This is a genomic window from Oceaniferula marina (assembly GCF_013391475.1).
Classification (GTDB): domain Bacteria; phylum Verrucomicrobiota; class Verrucomicrobiia; order Verrucomicrobiales; family Akkermansiaceae; genus Oceaniferula; species Oceaniferula marina.
Window position 1 is genome coordinate 207,240 of record NZ_JACBAZ010000001.1, and the last position, 23,649, is coordinate 230,888.

The window sequence follows — 23,649 nt, forward strand, 5'->3', positions numbered from 1 at the left end:
CCCAATCCATCTAATCATGAAAGCTATATTCCTGCTAGTGACTGCCATGCTATGCGGATCTCTTTTGACTTCGGCAAAAGATCATACCGCATATAAGGTCGTCACCATCGCTTCAATGAAAGATCTTTCGGTCCAGGGGCACCCAGATCGAGCCGGGCAATACAAGTATCTACGTGAACCCAATGCTGTCGTCACAAAAAGTGGGACACTTCTGGTTGCTTATGGTCCACACCACACCAAGGGCAAGAACGACCGGGCCCATCAGGATATTCTTCTCAAACGTTCATCTGATAGTGGTCAAACGTGGTCCGAGAACACCTTGATCGCCGATTATGGGATGGATTCTGTTTTGCCAACTGTTCTGGTCTATGATGAGGAAAAAGATCGGGTTCTCTTTGTTTACAATATCATTTTCAATGATCCTGAAAGAAAGGAGAGTAAGCCATGTCAGCAGTTTGTGATACACTCAGATGATGAGGGGGAAACGTGGTCGAAACCTCATGAAATTTTACCAGACATAGGGGGGATCTGTGTTTTTGGTGGGGGCAATGGTTTTCAAGTGAAATATGGTCCCAACAAAGGTCGTCTAATTATCTCCGGAGGAGTTGGTGGCAAAGTGAAGTATTTCTACAGTGATGATCATGGCCAGACTTGGCAAACCGGGACATTCGTTAACAAAGGCCGCAAGGAGGGAACCGGTAGCGAAACTGCCGACGGAACGCTACTCATGTATCATCGGGGCATGGGCTTCGGACTAATCGAAAACCGTAGCTCGGACGGTGGAAAAACGTGGACGCCCCCTAGGAAGGTTTGCCTGGATATGTGGGGACAGTGCAATAACTCAGCTCTTAGCATTCAGCATAAGGGTAGAAGCCTTATCATTCTTGGAGGGCCCATCGGTCCCGAAAATGCTGATAAACTGGCGCTAGAAAGCGAAGCAAAAAAGCTCATACGGGGAAAAGAGGACTCCAAGCAATCAGCTCGTAGTAATGGCGCCATCTTCATCTCAATGGATGGAGGGAAAAGCTTTCCGGTCAAAACCCTCGTCGCACCCGGTTGGACTTTTGGCTATAACGCATTGGTTCATCTCCCTGATGGTAAGGTGGGCTTTGTGTTCGAGGGTGCATATGGAGGGCAGAGTTGGCAAGGAGTGAAACGAGACCATAATACGGGTGTATCTCTAGGAATTTACATGGTCATTGTCGATCTCGATCAAGCTCTTGCCCAACCGTTAAAATAATTGAATATGAAAAAAATAATAACCAATATCCTGGCTCTCTGTATTTCGGCATCATTGCATGCGGGCGAGCGACCGAATATTCTGTTGATTGTTTCCGAAGACAATGGTCAGGAGCTTTCCTGTTATGGTGACTCCAATGTCAAAACACCCCACTTGGACAGCCTGGCTCAGAACGGGATGCTTTTTGAAAGCGGCTATGTCACACAGGCGGTTTGCAGTCCGTCGCGAGGCTCGATTTTTACCGGCCTCTATCCGCATCAAAATGGTCAGATTGGTTTGGCAACCCACAAATATGCAATGTTTAAGAAATGGCCGACTACGTATTCGAAACTGCAAAAGGCCGGCTACTACACAGGGATGCTCGGTAAAACCCACATTAACCCCAAATCGATTGTTGAGGATTATATTGATTTTCGGGCCATTCCCCAAAGCAATTTTGCTAAAAAGAATTTAGCTGCTTATGCCCAGAAGTCCGCTGAGTTTTTTAAGAAGGCAGGAGATAAACCGTTTTTTCTGACGGTCAATTATCCGGACGCCCATCATCCATTGCAAAACCAGGTCCAGGGACGCCCGGCCAAACCTCTTCGCCCTGATGAGGTGGGAGCAATCCCCTATATCGGAGCAACGAATAAACGCATGCATGAAATTGTGACGGCTTATTACAACTGCATGATGCGCCTCGACGATTGTGTGGGGGAATTGCTCGAAGCCTTGGAGAATAGCGGCAAAGCGAACAACACGGTGGTCATCTATATCGGAGATCATGGTGCTCAGCTTCCCCGTGGTAAAATCTTTGCTACCGAAGCGGGTATGAAGGTCCCGTATATCATTAAGTGGCCGGGTAAAATCCAGGCAGGAGTCCGATCCAAAAAGTTGGTATCTACCATTGATTTGATGCCGACTTTCTGTGACCTGGCAAAAACGGAAAGGCCTGATGGCTTGCCGGGGCGTAGTCTCGTGCCTCTGGTTACGGGACAACGTCAAGAGTGGCGAGAGTATCTTGCATATGAACGCAACAGTGATGCGGTGAATTTGTATTATCCTCAGCGTGCGTTGCGTGATGGACGTTATAAGTTGGTCTGGTCGCCGCTGGCCGCACAGAATATTCCCGATAATGGTGCTGTTGATTATGTGACTCAAAAGAAGTGGCAGAAGTGTTCTTATAGTGAGGAGGAGCTCAAAAGCTTACCTGCCAGGGTTCAAGAGGTTTATCACACATGGATCAACCCTTCGGAATATCAACTGTATGATTTGAAAAATGATGAGTGGGAGTTCGAGAATCTCGCAGGGAACCCCGAACATGAGCAGATCGAAAAAAGGCTCAGAAAGAAGCTGATGGAATGGATGAAGGAAACCAACGACTGGGCATCAAACCCGGAATTGCTGAAAAAATTGACGGAGGAAAACAATGCCGTTAAAGCGTCAGGAAAAGGCAAATACCCCAAAGAGGGGTGGCAATACCTCAAGTATATTCATCCCGACAAGGTGAGCCAAACGAAGTGATTAGATATCCTTAAAAGCTAAACGCATTCGTCCAAACTTCCCTGAGTCTGTGCACCTTGAGGAATCGATGATGATCGCACATTATGAAAAGATTGAAAAAACAGCTATGAAATTCCGGACCACAATATTATCGATTCTGTTTGTTTGCCTCTGTCACGGCCAGACTGACGTTCACCATGAAGGCAAGGTATCCACCATTGCCTTTGGTTCATGTAACAATCCACGACTGAAAACCAAGCCACTCTTCGACACGATTGCGGGTGTGGATCCTGATGTTTTTATCTTTCTTGGGGATAACATCTACGGTGATACCGAGGACATGGAGGTGTTGAAAAAGAAGTATGCGGAACTCGAAGCTGTCGAGGGGTATCGACAACTGCGTGACCAGACCGTGGTGTTAGCTACTTGGGATGATCACGACTACGGAGTCAATGACGGAGGAAAGAACTACCCCATGAAAAAAGAATCAGAGAAGCTGTTTCTCGATTTTTTTAATGAGCCTCATGATTCGGCACGCAGGAAGAGAAAAGGTGTTTATGCTTCCTATACTTTTGGACCGGTCGGGAGTCGCTGTCAGGTTCTTCTACTTGATACCCGTTATTTTCGTGACCCATTACCCAAAGTTCCCAAAAAGGATAGGAAGGGTTCGGCTGCGGGGTGGTATCGACCCACTCGGGATACAGACAAAGAATTACTGGGAGAAAAACAGTGGAAATGGCTAGAGCAGCAATTGCAGGTTCCTGCTGATGTTCGAATCATCGCCAGCAGCATTCAAGTTTTAGCCCATGAAAAAGGCATGGAGAATTGGGGGAATGTTCCGCATGAACAAAAAAGGTTATTTGAACTCTTAAAGAAATATAAGGCAAATCATACGTTCGCCATTTCTGGGGATGTCCATTTTGCCGAGTTGTCTAAAATGGATTTGGGAACCTACCCATTTTATGATTTGACGAGTAGTGGTTTGACTCATTCCCACACTGCATGGGCGAAAATGGAGAACTCCTTTCGGCTGGGTAAGGCCTTTGCCGGGCAGAACGCAGGGGTGATCGAAATCGATTGGGAGAATAAATCCCTCTCATTCAATATTCTGAATCGTCAGGCTCAACGGGTGATCCAACATCAGGTTCCTTTTTCAGAGCTGCAATTTAAATAATCGAATGAATCCATTTTTTCTCAGTCTTGTTTTAGCCGCTTTTTCAGCAGGAGTGATTTTTTCAGCTCCGGACAAGGCTGATTTTTACGTCTCACCTCGTGGAGATGACTCCAATGATGGAAGTCTGGCCTCACCATTCCTTACGCTGGACCAGGCTCGGTTGGCTGTCCGTCAGCTTAAAAAGAAACAGAGAGCGGGGGAGATTACTGTCTATTTGCGTGAAGGGGTATATCGCTTCGATCGAACGCTCACTTTTGACCTGCACGATAGTGGCAGTAAGGATCTGGCCATTACCTATGCATCTTATCCCGGAGAAACAGCGGTGATCAACGGGTCAAAACCTATTCGAAATTGGACGAAGCTAAAGGCCCCGAAGATACTCCCGGAGAGGGTTCGCCATCTAAGCGACCAGGTGTGGGTGTATGAGCACCCGGACTTGAAAAAAGACTGGTATGTGAGTCACTTGTTTCAGGGCGATCGAATGCTACCTCGTTCCCGCCAGGGGTTTACTTACGACAACCCATACTATGCTGAACCCGGAAAATCGAGAGCTGCGCCCAAGTTCAGAAAACTCACGCCAGAGGAAATACAAAATCAAGATTATTACAGCAAAAGCAGATCTGAACTTGTGCGTAAGGGAGTTAAAGGTGACGGGAAAGGCCGCTTTGAAGTCAGCGAACTTTGCGCCTATTTGTTTTACCCGAAAGGTGCGATTCGCCAGTGGCACAACTTGGAGGATATCGAATTGTTTTTGTTTACCCGGGCGGAATGGTTGCATGAGATTCGAGGACTCCAGTCGGTTGATCCTGAAAACCGCCGTGCGTTTTTTGATTTTCCTTCGAAATTTTCCACTGAGATGCGTCGCTGGCGAATGACGCATCCTGAGAAATACCCTTACGAATTTTTTGTTGAAAATGCCATTGATTACATGGACGAGCCCGGGGAATGGTGTGTGAACAGCAAAACAGGAACTCTTTACATGCTGTCGGACTCCCGGCCTGTAGGTGTTGAGGCGGGGTACTTAACCGAACTCATCAAAGTTGAGGGGGAGGTTGAAGGTGTAGCCGAGGGAGCGTACAAGCCAGGCTTTGAGGATGTCCCCGTTCAGAATCTTCATTTTAAGAACCTTTCGTTTGCCAAGGGGAATGGTTACCGTGAACGTCGGCAAAACCTCTACACGCATGTCGCTTACGATTTGTATGACAGCCCTTCGGCGATGGTTCGGTTCCGCGGTGCTCAAAACTGTTCGATCTCTGGCTGCGAATTGAGCCATGGCGGGGGATCTGGTATTCGGCTAGATCTTTACGCCCAGAAGAATGTGGTCAAAAATAACAATGTGCATCACCTGGGGCGTGCGGGCATCACTCTGATCGGTTACACTCCGGGTTTGAAGGATGTAAACCGAAACAATGTCGTGTATAACAACCATGTTTATATGATTGGCCAGACGCAGCTTTCATCACTTGGTATTGGGGTGATTCAAAGTGGACGCAACCATGTTACTCATAATACAGTGCATGATTTTCCATTCATGGGAATTGCGACACTTGGTCACTGGACATTCAAGACGAGCATGGCACTCAACGGTCAACTTTGGGGGGGAGAGCAGGGGTTTGAGCGTCCAGGATTCAGCTCGATTTTACGTCAACCTGAAATGAAGAAACGGGGGGGAGGGCTCTATGATTATCTCCATTCCCGGGAAAACCTGATCGAATACAATGAGATGTATCGTGGCTGTTACGCTCTGGGCGATGTAAACCCGATGTATATCAATACCTGTGGCGGAAAGAATGTGATTCGTCGTAATTTTGCTCACGATTCGATCAGCCACAGTCATATCGGAACTGCGTTTCGAACGGATGGTGGTTCGATTGATAATATCATGGAAGAAAACGTTGCTTATAACTGCGTCGGGGGAATCGTGGTTAAAAGTAAGGGGAATCAGTATACGAACAATTTTATTGTGGCTGATGACCCAGCCGCTGGACAGCGTCAGGGGTTGCTCAAGATGATTGTTCATCAACCCCAGAAGGTATTTCAGACGCGAACCCACCGCAATGTAATCTACACAACTTTACCAGTGCGTGGCCGTAACGTAAAGTTCCCAACACTCAGGCATTGGTTCCCGCTGATCTCTGTCAGAATGCAGAATAGTGCAGGAAATAAAGATGAGATCGCCGCAGTAGAAAAACAACAGGATCCAGCGAGGATGAATAGGAATATTTTCTTCAGTACAAAAGGGAGGCCCGGAAAGCTGCCTCCCATTGTCGGACCGCACTCTGCTTTTCTTGACCCACAGTTTCGTGACGTGAAAAACTATGACTTCACGATTCAGAACAAAACCTTACTTGAAAGATATAAGATCAAACAGATCGATGTGTCAAAGATCGGTTTGACCCGGGAGTTCCCGAAGAGATTTAGGAAATACCGACTGAATGACGGAAGCGTCAGATCGGTCAGGGTGAGCCATTGTCCAAAGTACAGAGCTCCCCATAAGAAGTCATTCACAATACTCAAATGAATAGGATGAAGATATTACCCATACTGATAAGTGTCTGTTGTGTTGCCTCAGTGTATGCAGAGGTCACCATGCCCGAAGTATTTGCAGACCATATGGTATTGCAGCGCAATCAAAAGGTGAATGTCTTTGGCAAAGCATCGCCTGATGAAAAAGTAAGTGTCGAATTTGCTGGGCAAAGGGTCACGGCAAGAGCTGATAAACAAGGGAAGTGGATCATTCAGCTACTGCCCATGAAGGCCTCGGCCCAGGGCAGGAAATTGCTTGTCAAGGGGGAGAATACCTTGGTCTTTGAGGATGTTCTTGTTGGTGAGGTCTGGCATGCCAATGGCCAATCCAATATGGCGTGGCCGTTAAAAGCGATGCGAGGTTTGGCGAAGCCCTATTTGGACAAGGCGGATGAACTGAATATCCGCTTCTATAACCGACAACGGCAACTGTCACCCAAACCGGTCTACAATGAGAAACAGCTCGAGATTTCGAAAAATAAAAAACTGTATGTCGGAGGATGGGAAATAGGTTCAAAACAAACGGCTCCGAACTTTTCAGCCGTGGCGTATATCTTTGCTCAAGCGATGTATAGGGAATTGAACGTTCCGATTGGTATCTTGCACACCGCAGCTGGAGGCTCACCTACGGAGGCGTTTATTTCTCATGACACCTTGATGGCGAACAAGCGCACTGCTGCCTTGGTCCGGGGTTGGCCATATTCCAAGGAGTGCAGCACGCCACAGGCGAAAAATAATTTTAAGAATGTCCTCAAACCAGGAGAGAAGATCAAATTTGGTCAATTTGAGTATCATCATCCGTGGGAGCCGAGTATTCTTTTTGATTTGGGAGTGGCTCCTTTGATTCCTTATACGATCCACGGCGCGATATGGTATCAGGGTGAAACGAACCAGAAAAACCCGGATTTACACAATTTGCTTTTTCCGATGATGATCAACGATTGGAGGCAGCATTGGGGATTGGGCGATTTTCCGTTTTACTACGTTCAATTGCCTTCAGTGGATCGCCCCACCTGGCCGCTTTTCCGTGATGGACAACGTCTGACTCTGAAGAAAATGAAAAATATCGGGATGGCCGTGACCATTGATACCGGAGATTCGAGAAATAAGAAAAACGTACATCCCGCAGATAAAATGGAAGTTGGGGAGCGCCTAGCTTATCTAGCCATTCAAAATAACTTCAAAGGCAACAAGGTTCAGGCAACGGGTCCTTTGATTCAGTCCGCTCGAGTTGATGGCAAGTTGGTCCAACTGCATTTTAACTATGCTCAGGGATTAAAATCTGTGGATGGAGAACCCTTACGTTATTTTGAGCTCGCTGGAGCAGACGGTCAATATCAAGCCGCTGAAGCGACGATCAAAGGAGGGCGCATTCATTTGAAGAGTAAGGTCAAAGCTCCTAAGTCTGTTCGATATGGCTGGCTGCCATTTCCAGACCCACGACCGAATTTGGTGAATACGCTTGGACATGCAGCCTCTCCGTTCGAGATCGAAATTACCGATTGATGAGAATGACGGGCCCGCGTCCATGATGCCGGATGATAGGATTGCTGATCGACCACCATAGCAGTTGACTTTATGAAGACATTGATACCTTTTTACGTAGTAATCGGCACGCTTTTGCCTGTGGGAGTATTACCTTCCCAAGCCAAGGAGCATGAGCCGGAAAAACCGCTCCGGGGAGTGGAAGATGTGTTTCTCGCTGGAATTACACAACTTGAAGAAGTTCCAGATTCAAAGACACGATACGGTCAATTTCGTGAACCCGGGGTGATTGTGACCAAATCAGGTCGGCTGGTCGTGATCACTCAGGCTAGAGATCATTCAAAATGGCCGGACCGTTCAGGTCAGGATTTGGCGATTCGGTGGTCGGATAACCTTGGCAAGGATTGGAGTAAAGCCCATAGGATCGCGGAACATGGAAATCATTCCATTTGTCCGCAGAGTGTGGTTTATGACCGGCAGAAAGATGTGTTGCATGTCCTATATAACGTTCACCACTGGGATTTTTCCGTTGGTAGATCCGGATACAAGGAACTCAAGAAAGCCGGGAAGGTCGTTAAGGATAATTGCAAGCAGTACCATATTCAGAGCGGCGACGGTGGTGAGACTTGGACTGAGCCCCGCGATATTTCGGCAATGATGCAGTCGAACCAGACTGTGGTCGTTTTTGGTTCGGGTAGGGGGATTCAATTACAACATGGTCCCCATCAAGGACGACTGGTGATTTCAGGAGGGACTCGATATCCCAAGTGGGGAAATAACGCTTTTTACTCCGACGATCATGGTAAAACCTGGAAGGTGAGCGAGCGGGTTCCGAAACCTGACGGGGAAAAAATTGGTGCCAGAAACGAAGCCAAAATAGCAGAGCTCCCCGATGGTAAGCTGGTCATGCATTGCCGTTCCATGCCGAGCAGGGTGCGGGCGTATTCGAAAGACGGGGGCGCGACATGGTCTCCTTACCAATGGGACCGAGGAGTTGCCATGGCGAGTTGCAATGGCGCGTTGATCAGCCACAGGGACCCTGAATCTGGCAAGCATTATTTAGTGGCGGCTGGACCAGCAGGACCCGGACGTATGAATGGAATGGTTTGGATCAGCGAGGATGGAGGCCAGACCTGGCCATACCGGAAGCTGCTCATTCCCAGGTCGATAGCCTATGCCAGTATGGCATCATTGCCGGATGGTAGCATTGCGATGGTGTATGAGTCGGAAGTCTATTTGCACGGCAGCTACAAACACCTCCGGATGTTGAAGTTCAAGGTGTCGGATGTATTGGGGCATTCGGACCCGATGCCTAAGGATCGGTTTGACCCCAACGAGGGGACATACACGAACCCTTGATTCACGGAAAGAATTTCAGACTAACACGAAGGTGAATCGATAACGAACATATGTGACGCGTGGTGGTCACGTTTAAGCCAACAACTAGAAATATAGCCAATCAATCCAACAATGACTTTTAACTGCCTATCTAAAAACCGCTTCATCAGCAGGGCTGCTATTTTCTTTTTTGCTGTATCATTGTGTCTGAACGCCCAGGAAGGAATCATTACTCCGGGTAAACCCAAAAGAGGAAACCGCCACCCCGCATTTGCCAAGGTGGTGGATGACCCAAGCCTGCCGCGCGTTCTTATCATTGGTGATTCCATTTCGATTGGATACACGGCGCCCGTTCGCGCACAACTCGAGGGTGAGGCAAATGTACACCGGATCCGAGCCAATGCTGGTAACTCCGGTCGAGCCATTGGGAAATTGGATCATTGGCTCGATCCGAAAAACGGGGCTTGGGATGTGATTCATTTTAACTTTGGCTTGTGGGACTTGTGCTACCGGAGCCCTCAATCCAAAAACCAAGGGAACCGTGACAAGGTTCATGGCAAACTAACCCATGATATCCCAACCTATAGCAAGAATTTGGAGACCATTGTCAAGCGTTTGAAACAAACCGGTGCGACGTTGATTTTTGCCATGACCACCCCCGTGCCCAAGGGGGAGGCTGGTCGCAAGCTTGGTGATGATCTCCTCTACAATGAGGCAGCTCGAAAGGTGATGCAAAAGCATGGTGTGATCATCAATGACCTTTATGCTTTGGCGGCTCCATCGATGAAGCAGTGGGGCAAGGCTCCGGGTGATGTTCATTTCAAACCTCAAGGGTATGTGGCGCTCGGAAAACAAACTGCGGAGGTGATTCGTCGAACTCTCCCGAAAAAAACAAAGTAGTGAAAACCATGATGAAATCAAAGATATCCATTAGCTTGTTCCTTGGATTGGCTGTCATGCCTTTTTCGGTGTTGGCTGAGGGTCAGACACAGCCAACATCCCCCCGTCCCAATATCTTGTTCATTGCCTGTGATGACATGAATGATTGGGTGGGGTTTCTGAACGGGCATCCTGATACCATCACTCCTCACATGGATCGCCTGGCCAAGCGGGGCATCGTGTTTGAGCGTGCCTATTGTGCTTCTCCGATTTGTGGGCCCTCGCGGGCGTCTGTCTTGACTGGTCTCAAACCTGAAACATCCGGAGTCTACAACAACAAGGGGACATATGTCGATTATGTGCCTGATGCGGTCACTTTACCGAAATTCTTTAAGAACAACGGGTATCTCGTGATGGGGGCCGGCAAGATCAACCACGCCATGGGTTGTGTGGTGCCGGATAACTACCATGAATTTGGACCGGATGCAGGCGCTATTGGGGGACCCTTCACCTGGGAGGAACTCAATATGAATCCCGGAAAAAAAGTGGAGCGTAAAGATATTGCCGGAATTTCTGATGAATTGCAGAGCGGGATTGTAAAGAATGTTTACCCTGGCAAGGAAATCGATCGCGGAAGCCTCAAGCATACATTGCCACTCAATGGAATTGATAATCGAACCGATCGCCCGGCGAATGGCTACAATACTTTTGACTGGGGGCCGGTTACGGTTGAGGACGATGAAATGCCTGACGGGAAAATGGCATCCTGGGCGAAGAAAAAACTGGAAGCAAATTACACGGTCCCTTTTTTCATGGCCGTCGGCTTTTATCGACCACACCAACCATGGTACGCACCGCAGAAGTATTTCAAGCCATTTGAAGGCAAGCAACTTGCCCTACCTCCCACGCTGGCCAGGGATCTTGAGGATTGTGGTGAAGCTGCAAGGCAATACGCACACTATCCGTGGTCCGGGTCGTTTGCAACGGTACAGAAATACAATCAGTGGCAGGATGCCATCAGAGGGTACTTGGCTTCGATCCACTTTGTGGATGCCCAGGTAGGGAGACTATTGGATGCCTTGGATGCGTCACCTTATGCTGACAATACAATTATTGTCCTCTGGTCTGATCATGGATGGGAACTTGGCGAGAAAGAGCACTGGGGGAAACATAGCCCATGGGAGGGTTCCATGCGTGTTCCCATGATCATTGCTCCTCCGAAAAAGATGAATATTGCCTCAGGTAGAAGCAAGGGACTGGCCTCTCTTTTGGATCTCTATCCTACTTTAGCCGACCTTTGCGGGCTGTCTGTTCCCAAGGAACTGGACGGGAAGTCACTTAAGCCCGTCATTGAGGGAGCCTCAGAGCGTGTGCGCGATCACATTGTCACATCCCTTGGGCGTTCAACATTTTGCATTCGGCAGGGAGATCGTAAGCTGATCCGATACTATGACGGTTCCGAGGAATACTATGACCTGGAGAAGGATCCGAATGAGTTCACCAATTTGATTACAGACGCCGCGCGAATGAAAGAAATTGAAGTGCTGCGCCAACTTGCTCCAGAGGATCAACGCTACCTTCGATTGATTCGATATGGGCAATACAAAGCGGTTGTCGATAAACATGGAAAGATGGAGTTATTCGATATGCTTCATCCTAAAAGTGGAATTGGTGAGCATACGGAAGTATCCAAATCCAAACCCGAGATGGTTAATAAGATCAAAAGCTATCTCAAGCAATATACTGGGAACGAACGTTATCTGACCATCCCTGAAACCCATTCGAAAAGCGAATGATGGATCTTGGACGTCAGAGCTTGGGCTGGTCTTTTATAGGGCCGGTTTGTTTTCCTTAGCTTTGCAGCGGATTGTGCTAGCCTTGCATTTCGATTGATTCCAGCTGACGACACTTTCTTTGTTAACTGGAACGTTTAGCCCTACGATAGAATAAAGAAAATGAAGATATTTGCGACTGCATTGATGTGTTTGGTTCCTCTTGTTGTTGGTGCCCAAGAGAAGAAGTCGAAGCCGACATGGAAGGATTACCGAGCTGCTCGTGATGGTATGCCCTATACCCGTCTTGCCGAAGGGGTGGAGGGGCAGATGATCATGAAGGCTGGCACGATGATCTCGGATTACAATATCCAGGGGACATTTCAGCCGAGTTTTACAGTTGCTGCGAATGGTGACTACCTGGTTTTTACCCAGGGGCGTATTGACTCGGATGCGGATAAAGCCCCCAAGGTGCTGTTGATGGTTCGAAGCCGTGATGGTGGGAAAACCTGGAGTCCACCTACGATTATAGCCAAGCCCAAAGGGTCGTTTTTCTGTGTCAATAGTTTTACGGATTCCAAGACCGGGCAAATTCATGTGCTGTTCAAGAATAACAAGGCGTGGCAGATTACGAGTCACGACAACGGGAATACCTGGTCGGACTGGGATTCAAAGGATGTGAGTAAAGGTTTTGGTATCGGGTCGGAAATCTGGAACCAGAAACGGGTGAACAGTAATATCTTTCTTGGGCAGGCGATCAAACTTGCGAACGGTGAGAAGAATGGTCGCATTGTGTTAGGTGGTATTCATAAATACAATAAAGTGGATAAATGCCCGGTTGCCGTCTGGAGTGATGACCAAGGGGTGACATGGCAACATGGAGAGGGTGTTCCTGATTTTACAAGTCATCGAGGGATGAGTGAACCTGCGGTGGTAGAGCTAAGTGACGGGCGCTTGATGATCATCACTCGTGATGGGGAGCGCATAAAACGGCGTTATAGCATCAGTCAGGATTTTGGACAGAGCTGGGGGCCTATTCTCAAAGCCGAGGATCTTCCGGCTCCAGGGTGTTTCGGTAGTGTTTGTTCTGCTACGGTGGAGATTGATGGGAAAAAACAGCATGTTCTTTTGTTCGCATCACCTGCGAACAAGAAACGCAGGGATGGAAGAGTTTATTATAGCCTGGATGATGGTAAGCATTGGAAAAACAAGGCACTCGATAAAGGCTTGTTTTCTTATTCTACGATTACACATGTGCCAGAAACGAATGCAGACGGATCGTTTGTTGTTTGCTACACAAAAGGCTGGCATGGATCCCGTGGAATCTATTTCGTAAAGCTCAAACTCGACTGGCTGTTCGCCGATGAACCGAAAGCACCTGGTCCTCCAGACCAAGCATCCGAAATTCAACTACGATGATGAAAACTCAGAGGCATCTTTGTATCCTCGGCCTATGCTGTGTGATATTTACTCCTTTTCTGATAGCCGCTGAAAAGCCGTTGCTCCAAGGTTTGGTGTTACGAGGCTATCCTGGTATGAGGGTTGCCCCTGTGAGAGGAAAGCGAAGCACTTTTGTTCCTCCCGTCAAGGGGGTGGATGCTACGCTTGTTTTTGCGGAATGGGCTGACATGCAGCCAGAGAAATTTGGGCCGATTGCCGATGACAATGTCGTGGACCGGGCTTTGGTTGCTGTTGCCCAGTGGAATAAGCAGCATCCCGACCAAAAACTGCGAGTGCGTCTGCGAACTTTTTCTGGAATATATGCTCCCGACTGGGTGCTGGATCACGCGGGTTCGGTAGAGGTCGATTACCGGAAGAAGGTGCCGGCTAAGCCTGTGATTCGATCGACTCCCAAATTTTGGACCGCGGCATATGCCGAGGCTTGGGTGGATTTTCAAAAGAAGATGGCCGCTCGTTATGATTGTCATGACTTGCTAGGAGATGTATCGATTTCAGGGAATATGACCCTGCACACCGAGGTGATGTGGCGGCAACCCGGTTTCCCCAACGTTTTGCCAGCTTTGATGAAGGCTGGCTTGACCAGAGAAAACGAGCTTGCATGCCTGAAGGCCGACATTACCCGCTTTATGGAAATATGGGATCATACACCGGTTGAAATGACCTTCAATACACGCCGAAAGTATGTTCTTGATTCATCAGGCAAAACAAGGAGTCAGGGATCTGATGTCGAGTTTGTCACGGAGTTGATGAACCACATGGCAAAAGAAGGAAAGAGACTGAATAAAAAGTACATGATTGGGAACCATTCCCTGTCTGAAAATTCAGTTCTTTTGAATAAAAGGGATCAGGATGCCAAGCATGTGTTGTATGCCTTGAAAAAGGAGCACCTTAAGCGACAAACTCCGCTCTATTTTCAAACCGAAGTATTCAGCGCCCATATTGCCGGAGGTCTGATCCGCGAGGGGTTTCGGATTGGGGCGACCCTCGTTGAATTGCCCAATGATATGACAAAGGCGCAAATTCTGACACCTGAGATACAAGCATTAAGAACCGAGTTGAAGAAACAAGCGAATCAATAGACCCCGCAGCACCAACAATCCAAACATTTTAAAGCATGATGAAAATGAATCGAAAATCTATTTTTCTGATCAGCGCCGTAGGCGCTCTTCTGTCAGGAGCTCAGGCCTCCGAAACGACCTCCATAGAACTGGAAAAGACCCTTTTTGTTCGAGGAAAGCTGGAAGTGATGGAACCCGGGGGAGAGGGAAAAAAGAAAATTGTAAAAGAGCACAAAGATCAGTGGGGCGTAAAGCGATACCGGATTCCACATCTGACCTTGACTCCATCAGGTGAGTTAGTGGTGGCAATTGTTGGTCGGTGTAGTGTTGGGGGCGACCATGGTAAAAGTACCACATTTTTTGCTGTTTCAAAAGATGAAGGGAAGTCGTGGAACTATATTCGTCATAACACAGATTACGAGAATAAGGAGAGCCGGCCCAAAACCGATTTCCCTCTCACCGAGAGAACTCAAGAAACGCAAGTCGTTTGGTACCCTGCAATGAAAAAATATGTGGCGACTTACCTCACTAAAAATGCTGCATGGTTTACCACGTCCAAAGACTTAAAAGTGTGGACGGCTCCTACAAAGGTGCGCTTCCAAGGTGATGAGAACTGTAAGTTTTGGCCATCACCAGCATCCCTGCAAGTCGATCAGGATGGATCATTGATGTTTGCCATCACGGGAGATGAAACGATTGATGGCAACAAACAACGCTTTGCCCGTATTTTGTGGACGAAGGATTTAAAGACCTTTGAGAGCTCACCATCCATGCCTTGTAAAGGTAATGAGACAGCGGTGTGTCCTGTGGGTGATGGAAAATATTTTGTGACGACTCGAATTTCACCGAAGCGCCTGAATATGACTTATGACCGAAAGTCTCAAAAATGGTCGAAGCCCGTGCCTTTTCCTCAACCTGCGCATTGGCGTTGTGAGGTGGATGTGATTAACGCTAAAGGCGTTTTGTATATGACCACACCTACCAAGGGGCGATCACGTGGGACTTTGTATCGCAGTCATGACAAGGGAAGCACTTGGGGGAAAGTGGCTCTACTCACTGAGGGGGCATTTGCTTACAGCTCACTGGTGTTATTGAACGACAGCACACTCGGGATCGTGGCCGAGCGTGAAAACGGCGATATTGTCTTTCAGAAAGTGAGTATAAAAAAATAAGGAGCGCAATCAAAACGTAATCACACTTCGGATACTCTTGCCTGCATGCATTAAATCGACGCCATGGTTGATGTCAGCTAGAGAGAGCCGGTGGGTTACCATCGGCTTAAGGTCGAGCTCACCCGTGATGGCTTTGTCAACATACGCGGGCAGTTCAGAACGTCCTTGAATACCTCCAAAGGTGCAGCCAAGTATTTTTCTGCCTCCGAGAACAGCGGTGGGATGAATCGAGATACGGGCTTCATTCGGAGTGTTTCCTAATAAACAGCAGGTTCCCCAAAGTGGATGGGAGGCATCAATGGCAGATTGCATGGCTGGAATGGCGCCAGCCGCTTCAAAGGTGTAATCACATCCACCTTGGGTCATCTCCGTGATTATTTCAGCGGCAGGTGTGGATTCTTGGGTTGGGTTGATGACATCGGTTGCTCCAAATTGTTTGGCGAGATCAAATTTTCCAGAGTTGAGATCCACCGCAATGATACGTTTTGCACCTGCGATTTTTGCTCCTTGTATGGCTGCTAGACCGATACCTCCCAGACCGAATACGGCTACCGTGCTGCCGGGTTTTACCTGTGCGGTTTTCCATACCGCCCCGAGACCGGTTGTCACCGCACAGCCTAGGAGGCAAATTTCGTCCGACGGTGCGTCAGGAGCAATTTTTGCAAATGAGATTTCCGGGGCAACTGACCATTGAGAAAATGCAGAGCAGCCCATAAAGTGGAGGATTTCTTTTCCCTGATAAGAAAACCGGGATGTCCCATCCATCAACACGCCAAGTTTTTGGGTCGGCATGATGGTGTCACAGTTATTGGATTTTCCCGTGGTGCACGGCTCACAGTGACCACACTCGCTCTTGTAGAGTGGGATGACTTTGTCACCTGGTTTTAACAGAGTAACCCCTTTGCCTATTTCGCGGACAATACCACAGCCCTCATGGCCGGGAACAAAGGGGAACTTTCTCCACGGTTCGGCACCAGATGCTGAATGGGCATCCGTGTGGCAAATTCCACAGGCTTCCATTTCGACTAGAACTTCACCGTCTTTTGGACCTTCGATATCAATGTCTAAGACTTCGAGGGGCTTGCCTGGTTCAAAAGCGACTGCGGCTTGGGTTTTCATATTCAATCCGATTTTTGAGACTATGAGCGTGCTGCGTTCACCTCATCGATCATCCAAGTTAGCAAGTGTTCTCGGATTTCCTTGCAATGGCTCTCCGTAAGGCCTCGTGGGTCAGCTCCTATAATGCCGTAAAGCGGGTGAGAAGGATCTCGTCGTTGAGGTCCTGCCGGGTTTGTTTCTTCGATGATCTCGTCAGAGAGCTCGCTCAAATCAATCATTTCTGGTTCAAGCGATTTGAGAAGTGATGTTTCAAAAAGACCACCGTGATCGGGTGCGATTGGCAGATTCGGGCAGCTGTCTGGGTTCAAAATGATGAGCTTCATGGCACGCCATTCAGATTCCCACGCTTCTTTCAAATCGTTTAAAATTTCTCCTTGGACCGCTGCAAAATGTCCTGTGAGAATGACGGCGTGTTTCACCCCTAATTCCTCAAGCCTCGATAAGGTTTTAAGCAGTAAGCGCAGGAGGATATCACAGTCTTCCTGATCAAGCAGGATGGTCCAAGGATGACTGGAGATGGATGCGTAGGCTCCATAGTGAAGAGGTGGAAGAGCGACGCCACCCAGATCATTAGCTGCTAGTTTGCAAAGTCCGCTGGACGTGAGCGCATCAAGCCCAACCGGTGCGTGCCAACCATGCCATTCAATAGCACCCAGAGGTATCCATGCAATGGGTGCCTTTTCCATGGCTTGATAAATTTGGCGGGGGCGTAGGCGAGATAGATCAGGTTGACTCATCGTGGAGTGATAGGCTATTGAACTTAACGAGAAAATCGAGAACTCTGTGATTGAGATTCAGTTGAAAATGGGGGACTTGAATATTCTAGCAAACGCGCCCGCGCTTGTGATAGCCAATATGACCGCGCGGAGCTGGTCCTACCCAACGCTCATCCGCAGGGTCGCTCGCTAATTGATAGCGCGTGTCGGATGAAATGCGGATGTGGTCACTTTGGTTATCCAGTGATCCATGGACCAGTTTCATGGAGAACGTAAGTAGGTCGCCCATTTCAAATTTTGGCGAGGTGAGCCATCGACCTCCTAATTTTTCTCGAAGTGAGACTGGGTTTTTTGAAAGCCAGCCGCCCCACACTTTGTTGTCAGTGGTGGCTTCTAAATCCAATCCGTCGGGCAGAGGTCGGTTAGAGCAGTAATCATCGACATCACGGCTGAGATAGGGGGCGAGTTTTTCTTCATGCTTAAGTGAGTTTTCCAGAATCATCAAACCTCCGGTTCTCATGTCGATGTCACTCCAGGGAACCCAGGAGGTAAAGAGCTTGTGTGTGCCTCGGCTCATGTAAACGAGGTCACAATGTGCGACGGTCCCAAAACCAGGAGCCATGGATCTGTACCAGATTTGATCATAGTGCAGGCAGGGACCTCCGAGGAATGCCGAAAAGAAGTCCATGATCTTTCCTTCATAAAGAACATTTTTGATGTCTGGCACTTCATCAACAATGCCATCCAAGGTGGCGGATCCCTTGTCTTTGTCATCGATACCTTTGAGGAGGTCTGGATGGGGGATGGCATCCATAGGGTTGGTGCCGGAGGCAAGAAAGCCGTGGTGCTGCATGCGAGAGGTCAGTTGTTCACGGATCGCCACTATTTCAGGACGGTTCCAGAAACCTTTAATATAGAGGTAGCCGTCTTGTTGGTAAGCACGTTGACATAATTCGACATCCTGAATGGGATCTCCATGGAATTCATTGAGAAAGCCAAATGCTTCAGGCGATGTGTCGAGTTCATAACCACGGCTTTTCGGAATCAATCCAGATTCGAAGGTAACACCTTGAGGGACTTGGAATAGGGGGTTAGTCGTATGAATCATAATGAAGTAAAATGAGGGGTTTGAATGAGTTTGGCATACTTGTTACACAGATGGTACTGGGCTCAATCCATGGCTTATTTGCTGATGGTTTTGTTTGTGTAACTCCGTCACCTTAAGCCATTTTTCTCAGCATCGACAACCGATCGGCTGTGGACTTTTTTTTAGTCCATGATAATTTGTCTGAACTTCGGCTCCGATTTCGTACTTTGCTTGAAGAATTACCTGTGATGAGTGCATTTGAAAAACAGAGAGTCAGCGACCAAGTAGCAGAGGTTCTTTGCTCGAAAATAGGCAAGGGCGTTTGGCCGGATTATCTACCAAGCGAGAGATGGTTGAGTGATGAGTTCGGGGTATCCCGGGATCAGATACACTTCGCCATTCTGAAGTTGCGCGAGCGGGGAGTGATCGCATTGGAGAATCGGAAGAATCGGGTTCTCAGTTCCAATGAAGTCAAAAAAGGTTTGGATAAGGTGGTCGTGGTCACGCCGCATGGTTTATTGGACGCAAACCATGGATTTTTGTACTGTATTGATCATCTGCGCAACGCGCTCGGTGGCAAGGGCGTGCCCCTCTATGTCGAGACCTCGTCAATGCTCGGAAAATCAGTACCTGACAAGCGCTTGAAAGAAGTGGTGTCGAGGCATCAGAATGCCGTTTGGCTTCTCCACCGGGCATCTCCTGAGGTGCAGCATTGGTTTCAGGACAAAGGACTTCAGGTTGTTGTCCTGGGCACGGCGGCTGAGGGTGTGCATTCGCCTTTTCTTGATGTGGATCATACTGCTGCGGTTCGGCATGCTTTGGGCGTCATGAGGCGAGCAGGCCATACGCTGGAGCGGGTGTTGTTTTTGCGCCCATCAAATCAACTGGTCGGTGTGCGGAGCATGGAATTGGGATACCGGGCAGAAATGGCGAGCTTGGGGCTTGCCCCCTGTGCGGTATCATATCGAGATTACGATCGTGGTCTGGAGCAGAAGCTAAGCTCCCTTTTTTCCAATGCCTCGTTGATTGACGGCGTAGTGGTTACTTCATACCGGGCCGCTATATTTACCTGTGGATGGTTAGCTGTTGAGAAAGGGTTGATCGTCGGGCGGGACCTTTCCTTGCTATGCCTTTCTGATGGGCCGGCACTGGCATTATTACACCCCTCGGTGGCGTATTATTCGATGCGTAGTGATCGTTTTTCCACGAAGCTGGTGAAGGTCGTAACTAATATACTGAAAGGTCGACTTGGCGAAGCTGTGCAAGTTCAATTGATGCCCGATTACGTCAAAGGCGATTCCATTTGCCACATTAGGTAGGTGAGCCAAAGGCGCATTCAATCTGGGGTCTCTCATGTGTTCATTGCCCCTTATGGTTTCGGTTTCGGGATTACCGCACATTTTACAAATGCTAGATGGGGGCTTATTTCTTTAAGCTCTTTCTCAGCTCCGGGTAGTCAATTTTAGCATTGTGGCGTTTGTCCACGGGAATGTGCGTGACGTTTAGGAATGCTTCGACGGGGGAATGCGGAAGTTGAGATTGTAATGCCTCCTGCTGCTTATGCGTGAATTCTCCCTCAACGACCAGGGTGACTCGGCCTTGATGCATCAGAAGTGCACATCGACGAACGCTAGGAAAATTCGTGGCTGCGCATTCGATGCCGAAGGGATAGATCGGGGACTGACCGGGGCTGTTGATGGCCGCGCTGCATCGACCCATCAGCCAGACCCGCCCGCTTTGATCTCTCCATGCAGCATCGCCCGTGCGATGCCATACGGTGGAATGATCGCTCAGAACGTGGATTTTACTTTCTTCGTTGCCTTGACCATGAAGATAGCCTTTGAGAACGTGGTCGCCGGTGACCACGATTTCGCCAATCTTGCCGTGAGGCAATTCAAGAGCATTGAATGCGGCCTCGTCCATCGGCCCGATTTCTTTTCCCGATTGATCTGGTATGATACGAAGTTGGGTAGCGCTGACGGGGTGGCCGACCAGCAGCCCTTTACCTGACACCATCTGATTCCGGTCATGTTCGGAGGTATCTTGCCAGCGAATGTGGGCAATGGGTTCTGCTTCTGTCGATCCAAAGACCGTGACCACTTGCATGCCGGGATGGGCGGATTGAATTTCACTGAGAAGGTCGGGGAAGACAGGGGCGCCGCCGGTGTAGATGGATGCGAATGCTGGCATCATCCGGTCCCTGTGAAGTTGGGTGAAAAAAGCAGGGGAGGCAGCACAGCGAGTCACATTGTGTTTGTTGCATTGATCAAAGACAGCTTGAGAGTCGACCCTAGCAGGATAACGTAAATCGGTATGGGCAATCACAGAGGTCAGTCCAGAGGCAAGGTTGGCCAGCGCAAAGACGGGGAGTGTGATGAGGTCGACCTCTCCGTCCTGCAAATCGAGCGATGCAGCGAGGGCCCTGTGCTGGGCCAGGAGGAAGCCGTGAGTGCGGCACGCGGCTTTGGGCATCCCCGTGCTCCCGCTGGTGAAGGTGATGAGTGCCGGGGTATCCGGGGCGGTATCTACTGGGGTTGATGGGGTGCTTGAGGTTGGTTTCCAAGCTTTACTGCTCGGCACCCAGCCTGAGCTATGATAGTGCTTGGGGATCTGACGTATCTCAGGAATGGTGATTCGGAGGAGGTGCGCTTTGCCTGTACCAATAAAGGCTTGTGCTTGATGAAGTGACAGACTGTTGCGGATCATTGTTTTGCCTGCCGAGGGGTCGATGAACATCACAGTAAGCCCGGAATGGAATGCCGACAGCAAACTGATGTATAAAGGAATACTGACTGCTTGCAAAATCAGCACGGTATCGCCCGGCGATAGTCCGTCATGGCGTAGCTGATCCGACCCACTACAGACGAGCTTGTAGAGCTCTGCATAGCTGACTGCACGCTCTGCATCAATGAGGGCAATACGGTCCGGGTGGAGCTCGGCTCTTCGGGCGAGATGGGTGACTAAGTTCATGCTGGGGTAAAGTTCTTAGTCATCAGTGCGTAACGGCGAAACACTTCGGCCGAGAACCGTTGGCTAATGCGTAGGGATGAATTACTTTCATACTGGAGGGCGTGGATCGCTTCGCTGTAACCCTTGGATTTTGCTTTTTGTTGCGCTCTGGCTACAAGCACGGTCCCCAGCCCCGAGAGTGTTCGGTCCGGAAGGGCTGCGAGGGTTTTGACGATGACAGCGGGGGCTTGTTGATATTTGTGGGCTTCCAGATCAGGGATGCAGAAGACATAACCGACGAGTTTGCCGTCGCGCTCGGCCAGTAAGATCAGTTCAGGATCGATGTGCTCTTGGGCCGACCTGTATTTTCCGACGAATGATGCTTGATCCAGTGGGGTGTAGAGAAAGTTGTTGGAAAAACTGATGAGGCTCAATCGAAAGATGGCGGTCAAATCTTCTTCGAACCGTTCAGGGCGGATACTACGGATTGTGACGCCTCGTTGCTCAAGGCGTTTTTCCAGGGATGGAAATGTCGGTTGGTCGGGGGTGAGTTGGATTAAGGATGAGGAATATTGGGATAGGATGGAGAATCCGGCTGCTTCGAATGTCGTTTTGAAATGTTCGGGTTCTTGTGGCTCCATGAGGAACGGGGGGCGGCCACTGGACTCGAGAACGAGTCGGTGTCTGAGCCATGTATTTCCATTCATCGGTCCCACCACGGTAGAGCAGTGGTGGTATTGGTGAAGGTAGTCGGCGCAGTGGGAGAGAAATTCGACGGATGCGGGTGAGCTGTCGATGAGGCACTCGCCGATGGTTCCAATGGGATGGCCTTGATGAATAGGTGTGTGATCAAACCACAGCCCGGCGGATAGGTCCCCATCACGGGCGATGACGCTTGCTCCCTGAGCAAAGATCGAGTCATAAGCAGAGGTTCCGTTCTTTTCAGTATGAGTGATGAATTTCATGATAGAATGACAAGTGTAATCAACATGTTGGCTATCGATCCAATGGCGGCCAGCAGGCTGAGTTTGATCCAGTGATAGATTGTTGCTTGTCCGGTCGGTTCTCTCCAGTGAAAATAGAGCCATGCAAGAACTGGAGCAATCAGAAGGACCGGGAGGTAGTGCTGCATGGGCACCTTGATGAATAGCGATGGGGTAAGTACCAGAACCGTGAGAAACATACCCGGCCACATGTTTGGTCGTTTTTGGTGAAGGTGCTTTTGAGTGCCCGTGTTCAGCATGTAGATAATGATGGCGAGAGTGCAGATGAAACCAAACTGGGACTCGGTGTAACCTAGGCTCTGGCCTCGTCCGAGCGTAAGCCAGGCAAGCGAGGGGATGGAAATGGCTAGAATCACATCGATGGAGTGGACGAACACTTGCTCCCTGGTGAGTCTGTGTTGCACGATAATGTGGCGGATGAATAAAAGGATCGTTGCTAGCAAACAAGGAATTCCTCCAAGAGTGAATGCTGCAAAGCTGTAAAGTAAGGCCGTGAGAATGGCACCACCATTGAGGGTGTGTTTATGGTGGGTGGCTAGTAAGACGGCGAGTAGTATCATCAAAGCTGTGGAACGTATGAGCAGCTGATGACCCGATAATCCAGTGTAGTAGTCCAGAAGTAGGAACGCCCCAATCGGGATGAGTAAGTTGTCGATTCCGTGTCCTGAGGCTCCTTCCACCGCTGTGGTGAACAGAGCGATATTGAGCGCTAATAAGATGACCTGCGCAATGGGGAGGTGAGTCAAGGTGTAGAGGGGGAGAGCTGTGCAAAGAGCCGCGGTGATAAAGAAGGCAATTGAGCCTTCCAGCGTTTTACTTGCTCCGGCGGTTTGGTAGTATTGTTTGCCGAGCTTGCTTCCAGCCAATGCTCCAGCTGAATCGGCAAGCGTGAGGAGTAATAACGAGATACAATACAGGACCGGTTGATCCCAACTTAATGTAAATAACCAAGCCACGGCGGCAGGGAAGAGTAATTCTCCAATTGAGAGGCGTTCTACTGAAAAGAGGGCTGATCCGACCGAGTTGCGAAGGTTACTGAGTCTGATAACGAGAAGCAAGATGACTGCGCTACAGGCCAGGATTTGCACCGCAAGCACTGATTGAAACAACCATGGGAAGCTGAGGCAGATGAACCCCATGCCGATATGTACAAGCTTACGTGCACTCTCGGGGCATAGCTTGCCCGA

At 49.1% G+C, this 23,649-nt stretch carries 18 protein-coding genes; 12 read left to right on the forward strand and 6 right to left on the reverse strand.

All coding sequences use genetic code 11. The features are described from left to right. The first annotated feature begins 16 nt into the window (after positions 1–16). The 11 genes from HW115_RS00850 to HW115_RS00900 all read left to right on the forward strand — a co-directional run bounded on the left by HW115_RS00850 (position 17) and on the right by HW115_RS00900 (position 15,587). Positions 17–1,240, forward strand: a complete 1,224-nt coding sequence (locus HW115_RS00850) for an exo-alpha-sialidase (RefSeq protein ID WP_178930685.1) — start codon at positions 17–19, stop codon at positions 1,238–1,240. A 6-nt stretch (positions 1,241–1,246) separates the two neighbouring features. After that, entirely contained in the window at positions 1,247–2,743 is a 1,497-nt protein-coding gene (locus tag HW115_RS00855; protein WP_178930686.1) for a sulfatase family protein, read from the forward strand. A 106-nt stretch (positions 2,744–2,849) separates the two neighbouring features. Continuing rightward, on the forward strand, positions 2,850–3,896 hold the full coding sequence (locus HW115_RS00860; RefSeq protein WP_178930687.1) for an alkaline phosphatase D family protein: 1,047 nt from the start codon (positions 2,850–2,852) through the stop codon (positions 3,894–3,896). A gap of 4 nt (positions 3,897–3,900) precedes the next feature. Next, complete coding sequence (locus tag HW115_RS00865; RefSeq protein ID WP_178930688.1) at positions 3,901–6,417, forward strand: right-handed parallel beta-helix repeat-containing protein; 2,517 nt, start codon at positions 3,901–3,903, stop codon at positions 6,415–6,417. Between the two features lie 68 nt (positions 6,418–6,485). Beyond that, positions 6,486–7,928 carry a sialate O-acetylesterase gene (locus tag HW115_RS00870; protein ID WP_178930689.1) on the forward strand — a complete coding sequence of 481 codons (1,443 nt, stop codon included), beginning with the start codon at positions 6,486–6,488 and terminating at the stop codon, positions 7,926–7,928. Positions 7,929–8,000: 72 nt separating this feature from the next. After that, positions 8,001–9,266: a sialidase family protein gene (locus HW115_RS00875; protein ID WP_178930690.1), complete on the forward strand. Its 1,266-nt coding sequence runs from the start codon at positions 8,001–8,003 to the stop codon at positions 9,264–9,266. 111 nt (positions 9,267–9,377) lie between these two features. Further along, the gene (locus tag HW115_RS00880) at positions 9,378–10,145 is read left to right on the forward strand and encodes an SGNH/GDSL hydrolase family protein (protein WP_178930691.1); all 768 of its coding nucleotides are present in this window, start codon (positions 9,378–9,380) and stop codon (positions 10,143–10,145) included. Between the two features lie 8 nt (positions 10,146–10,153). Beyond that, on the forward strand, positions 10,154–11,920 hold the full coding sequence (locus HW115_RS00885; protein WP_178930692.1) for a sulfatase: 1,767 nt from the start codon (positions 10,154–10,156) through the stop codon (positions 11,918–11,920). A gap of 159 nt (positions 11,921–12,079) precedes the next feature. Next, a complete protein-coding gene (locus tag HW115_RS00890) occupies positions 12,080–13,315 on the forward strand; it encodes a sialidase family protein (RefSeq protein ID WP_178930693.1) in 1,236 nt (411 codons plus the stop codon). A 116-nt stretch (positions 13,316–13,431) separates the two neighbouring features. Continuing rightward, positions 13,432–14,436, forward strand: a complete 1,005-nt coding sequence (locus HW115_RS00895; protein WP_227021199.1) for a hypothetical protein — start codon at positions 13,432–13,434, stop codon at positions 14,434–14,436. A 35-nt stretch (positions 14,437–14,471) separates the two neighbouring features. Next, on the forward strand, positions 14,472–15,587 hold the full coding sequence (locus HW115_RS00900; protein ID WP_178930695.1) for a sialidase family protein: 1,116 nt from the start codon (positions 14,472–14,474) through the stop codon (positions 15,585–15,587). Between the two features lie 9 nt (positions 15,588–15,596). On the opposite strand, the gene HW115_RS00905 is transcribed toward HW115_RS00900, so the two are convergent. The 3 genes from HW115_RS00905 to HW115_RS00915 all read right to left on the reverse strand — a co-directional run bounded on the left by HW115_RS00905 (position 15,597) and on the right by HW115_RS00915 (position 18,530). Beyond that, complete coding sequence (locus HW115_RS00905; RefSeq protein WP_178930696.1) at positions 15,597–16,706, reverse strand: zinc-binding dehydrogenase; 1,110 nt, start codon at positions 16,704–16,706, stop codon at positions 15,597–15,599. A gap of 20 nt (positions 16,707–16,726) precedes the next feature. Beyond that, the gene (locus HW115_RS00910) at positions 16,727–17,443 is read right to left on the reverse strand and encodes a creatininase family protein (protein ID WP_227021200.1); all 717 of its coding nucleotides are present in this window, start codon (positions 17,441–17,443) and stop codon (positions 16,727–16,729) included. Between the two features lie 85 nt (positions 17,444–17,528). After that, entirely contained in the window at positions 17,529–18,530 is a 1,002-nt protein-coding gene (locus HW115_RS00915; RefSeq protein ID WP_178930698.1) for a phytanoyl-CoA dioxygenase family protein, read from the reverse strand. A gap of 227 nt (positions 18,531–18,757) precedes the next feature. On the opposite strand from HW115_RS00915, the gene HW115_RS00920 reads away from it, so the two are divergent. Next, positions 18,758–19,828, forward strand: coding sequence for a substrate-binding domain-containing protein (locus HW115_RS00920; RefSeq protein WP_178930699.1), 1,071 nt, complete (start codon positions 18,758–18,760; stop codon positions 19,826–19,828). 103 nt (positions 19,829–19,931) lie between these two features. Here the strand turns inward: HW115_RS00920 and HW115_RS00925 are convergent, their stop codons facing one another. Genes HW115_RS00925 through HW115_RS00935 form a run of 3 tightly spaced genes read right to left on the reverse strand, consistent with a single transcriptional unit; the run spans position 19,932 to position 23,601 of the window. Further along, positions 19,932–21,479: an AMP-binding protein gene (locus HW115_RS00925; RefSeq protein ID WP_178930700.1), complete on the reverse strand. Its 1,548-nt coding sequence runs from the start codon at positions 21,477–21,479 to the stop codon at positions 19,932–19,934. Continuing rightward, complete coding sequence (locus HW115_RS00930) at positions 21,476–22,423, reverse strand: GNAT family N-acetyltransferase (RefSeq protein WP_178930701.1); 948 nt, start codon at positions 22,421–22,423, stop codon at positions 21,476–21,478. Before HW115_RS00930 ends, HW115_RS00925 begins: the two co-directional genes overlap by 4 nt. After that, complete coding sequence (locus HW115_RS00935; protein WP_178930702.1) at positions 22,420–23,601, reverse strand: diacylglycerol/polyprenol kinase family protein; 1,182 nt, start codon at positions 23,599–23,601, stop codon at positions 22,420–22,422. The genes HW115_RS00930 and HW115_RS00935 overlap by 4 nt, the downstream gene beginning before the upstream one ends. Positions 23,602–23,649 lie beyond the last annotated feature (48 nt).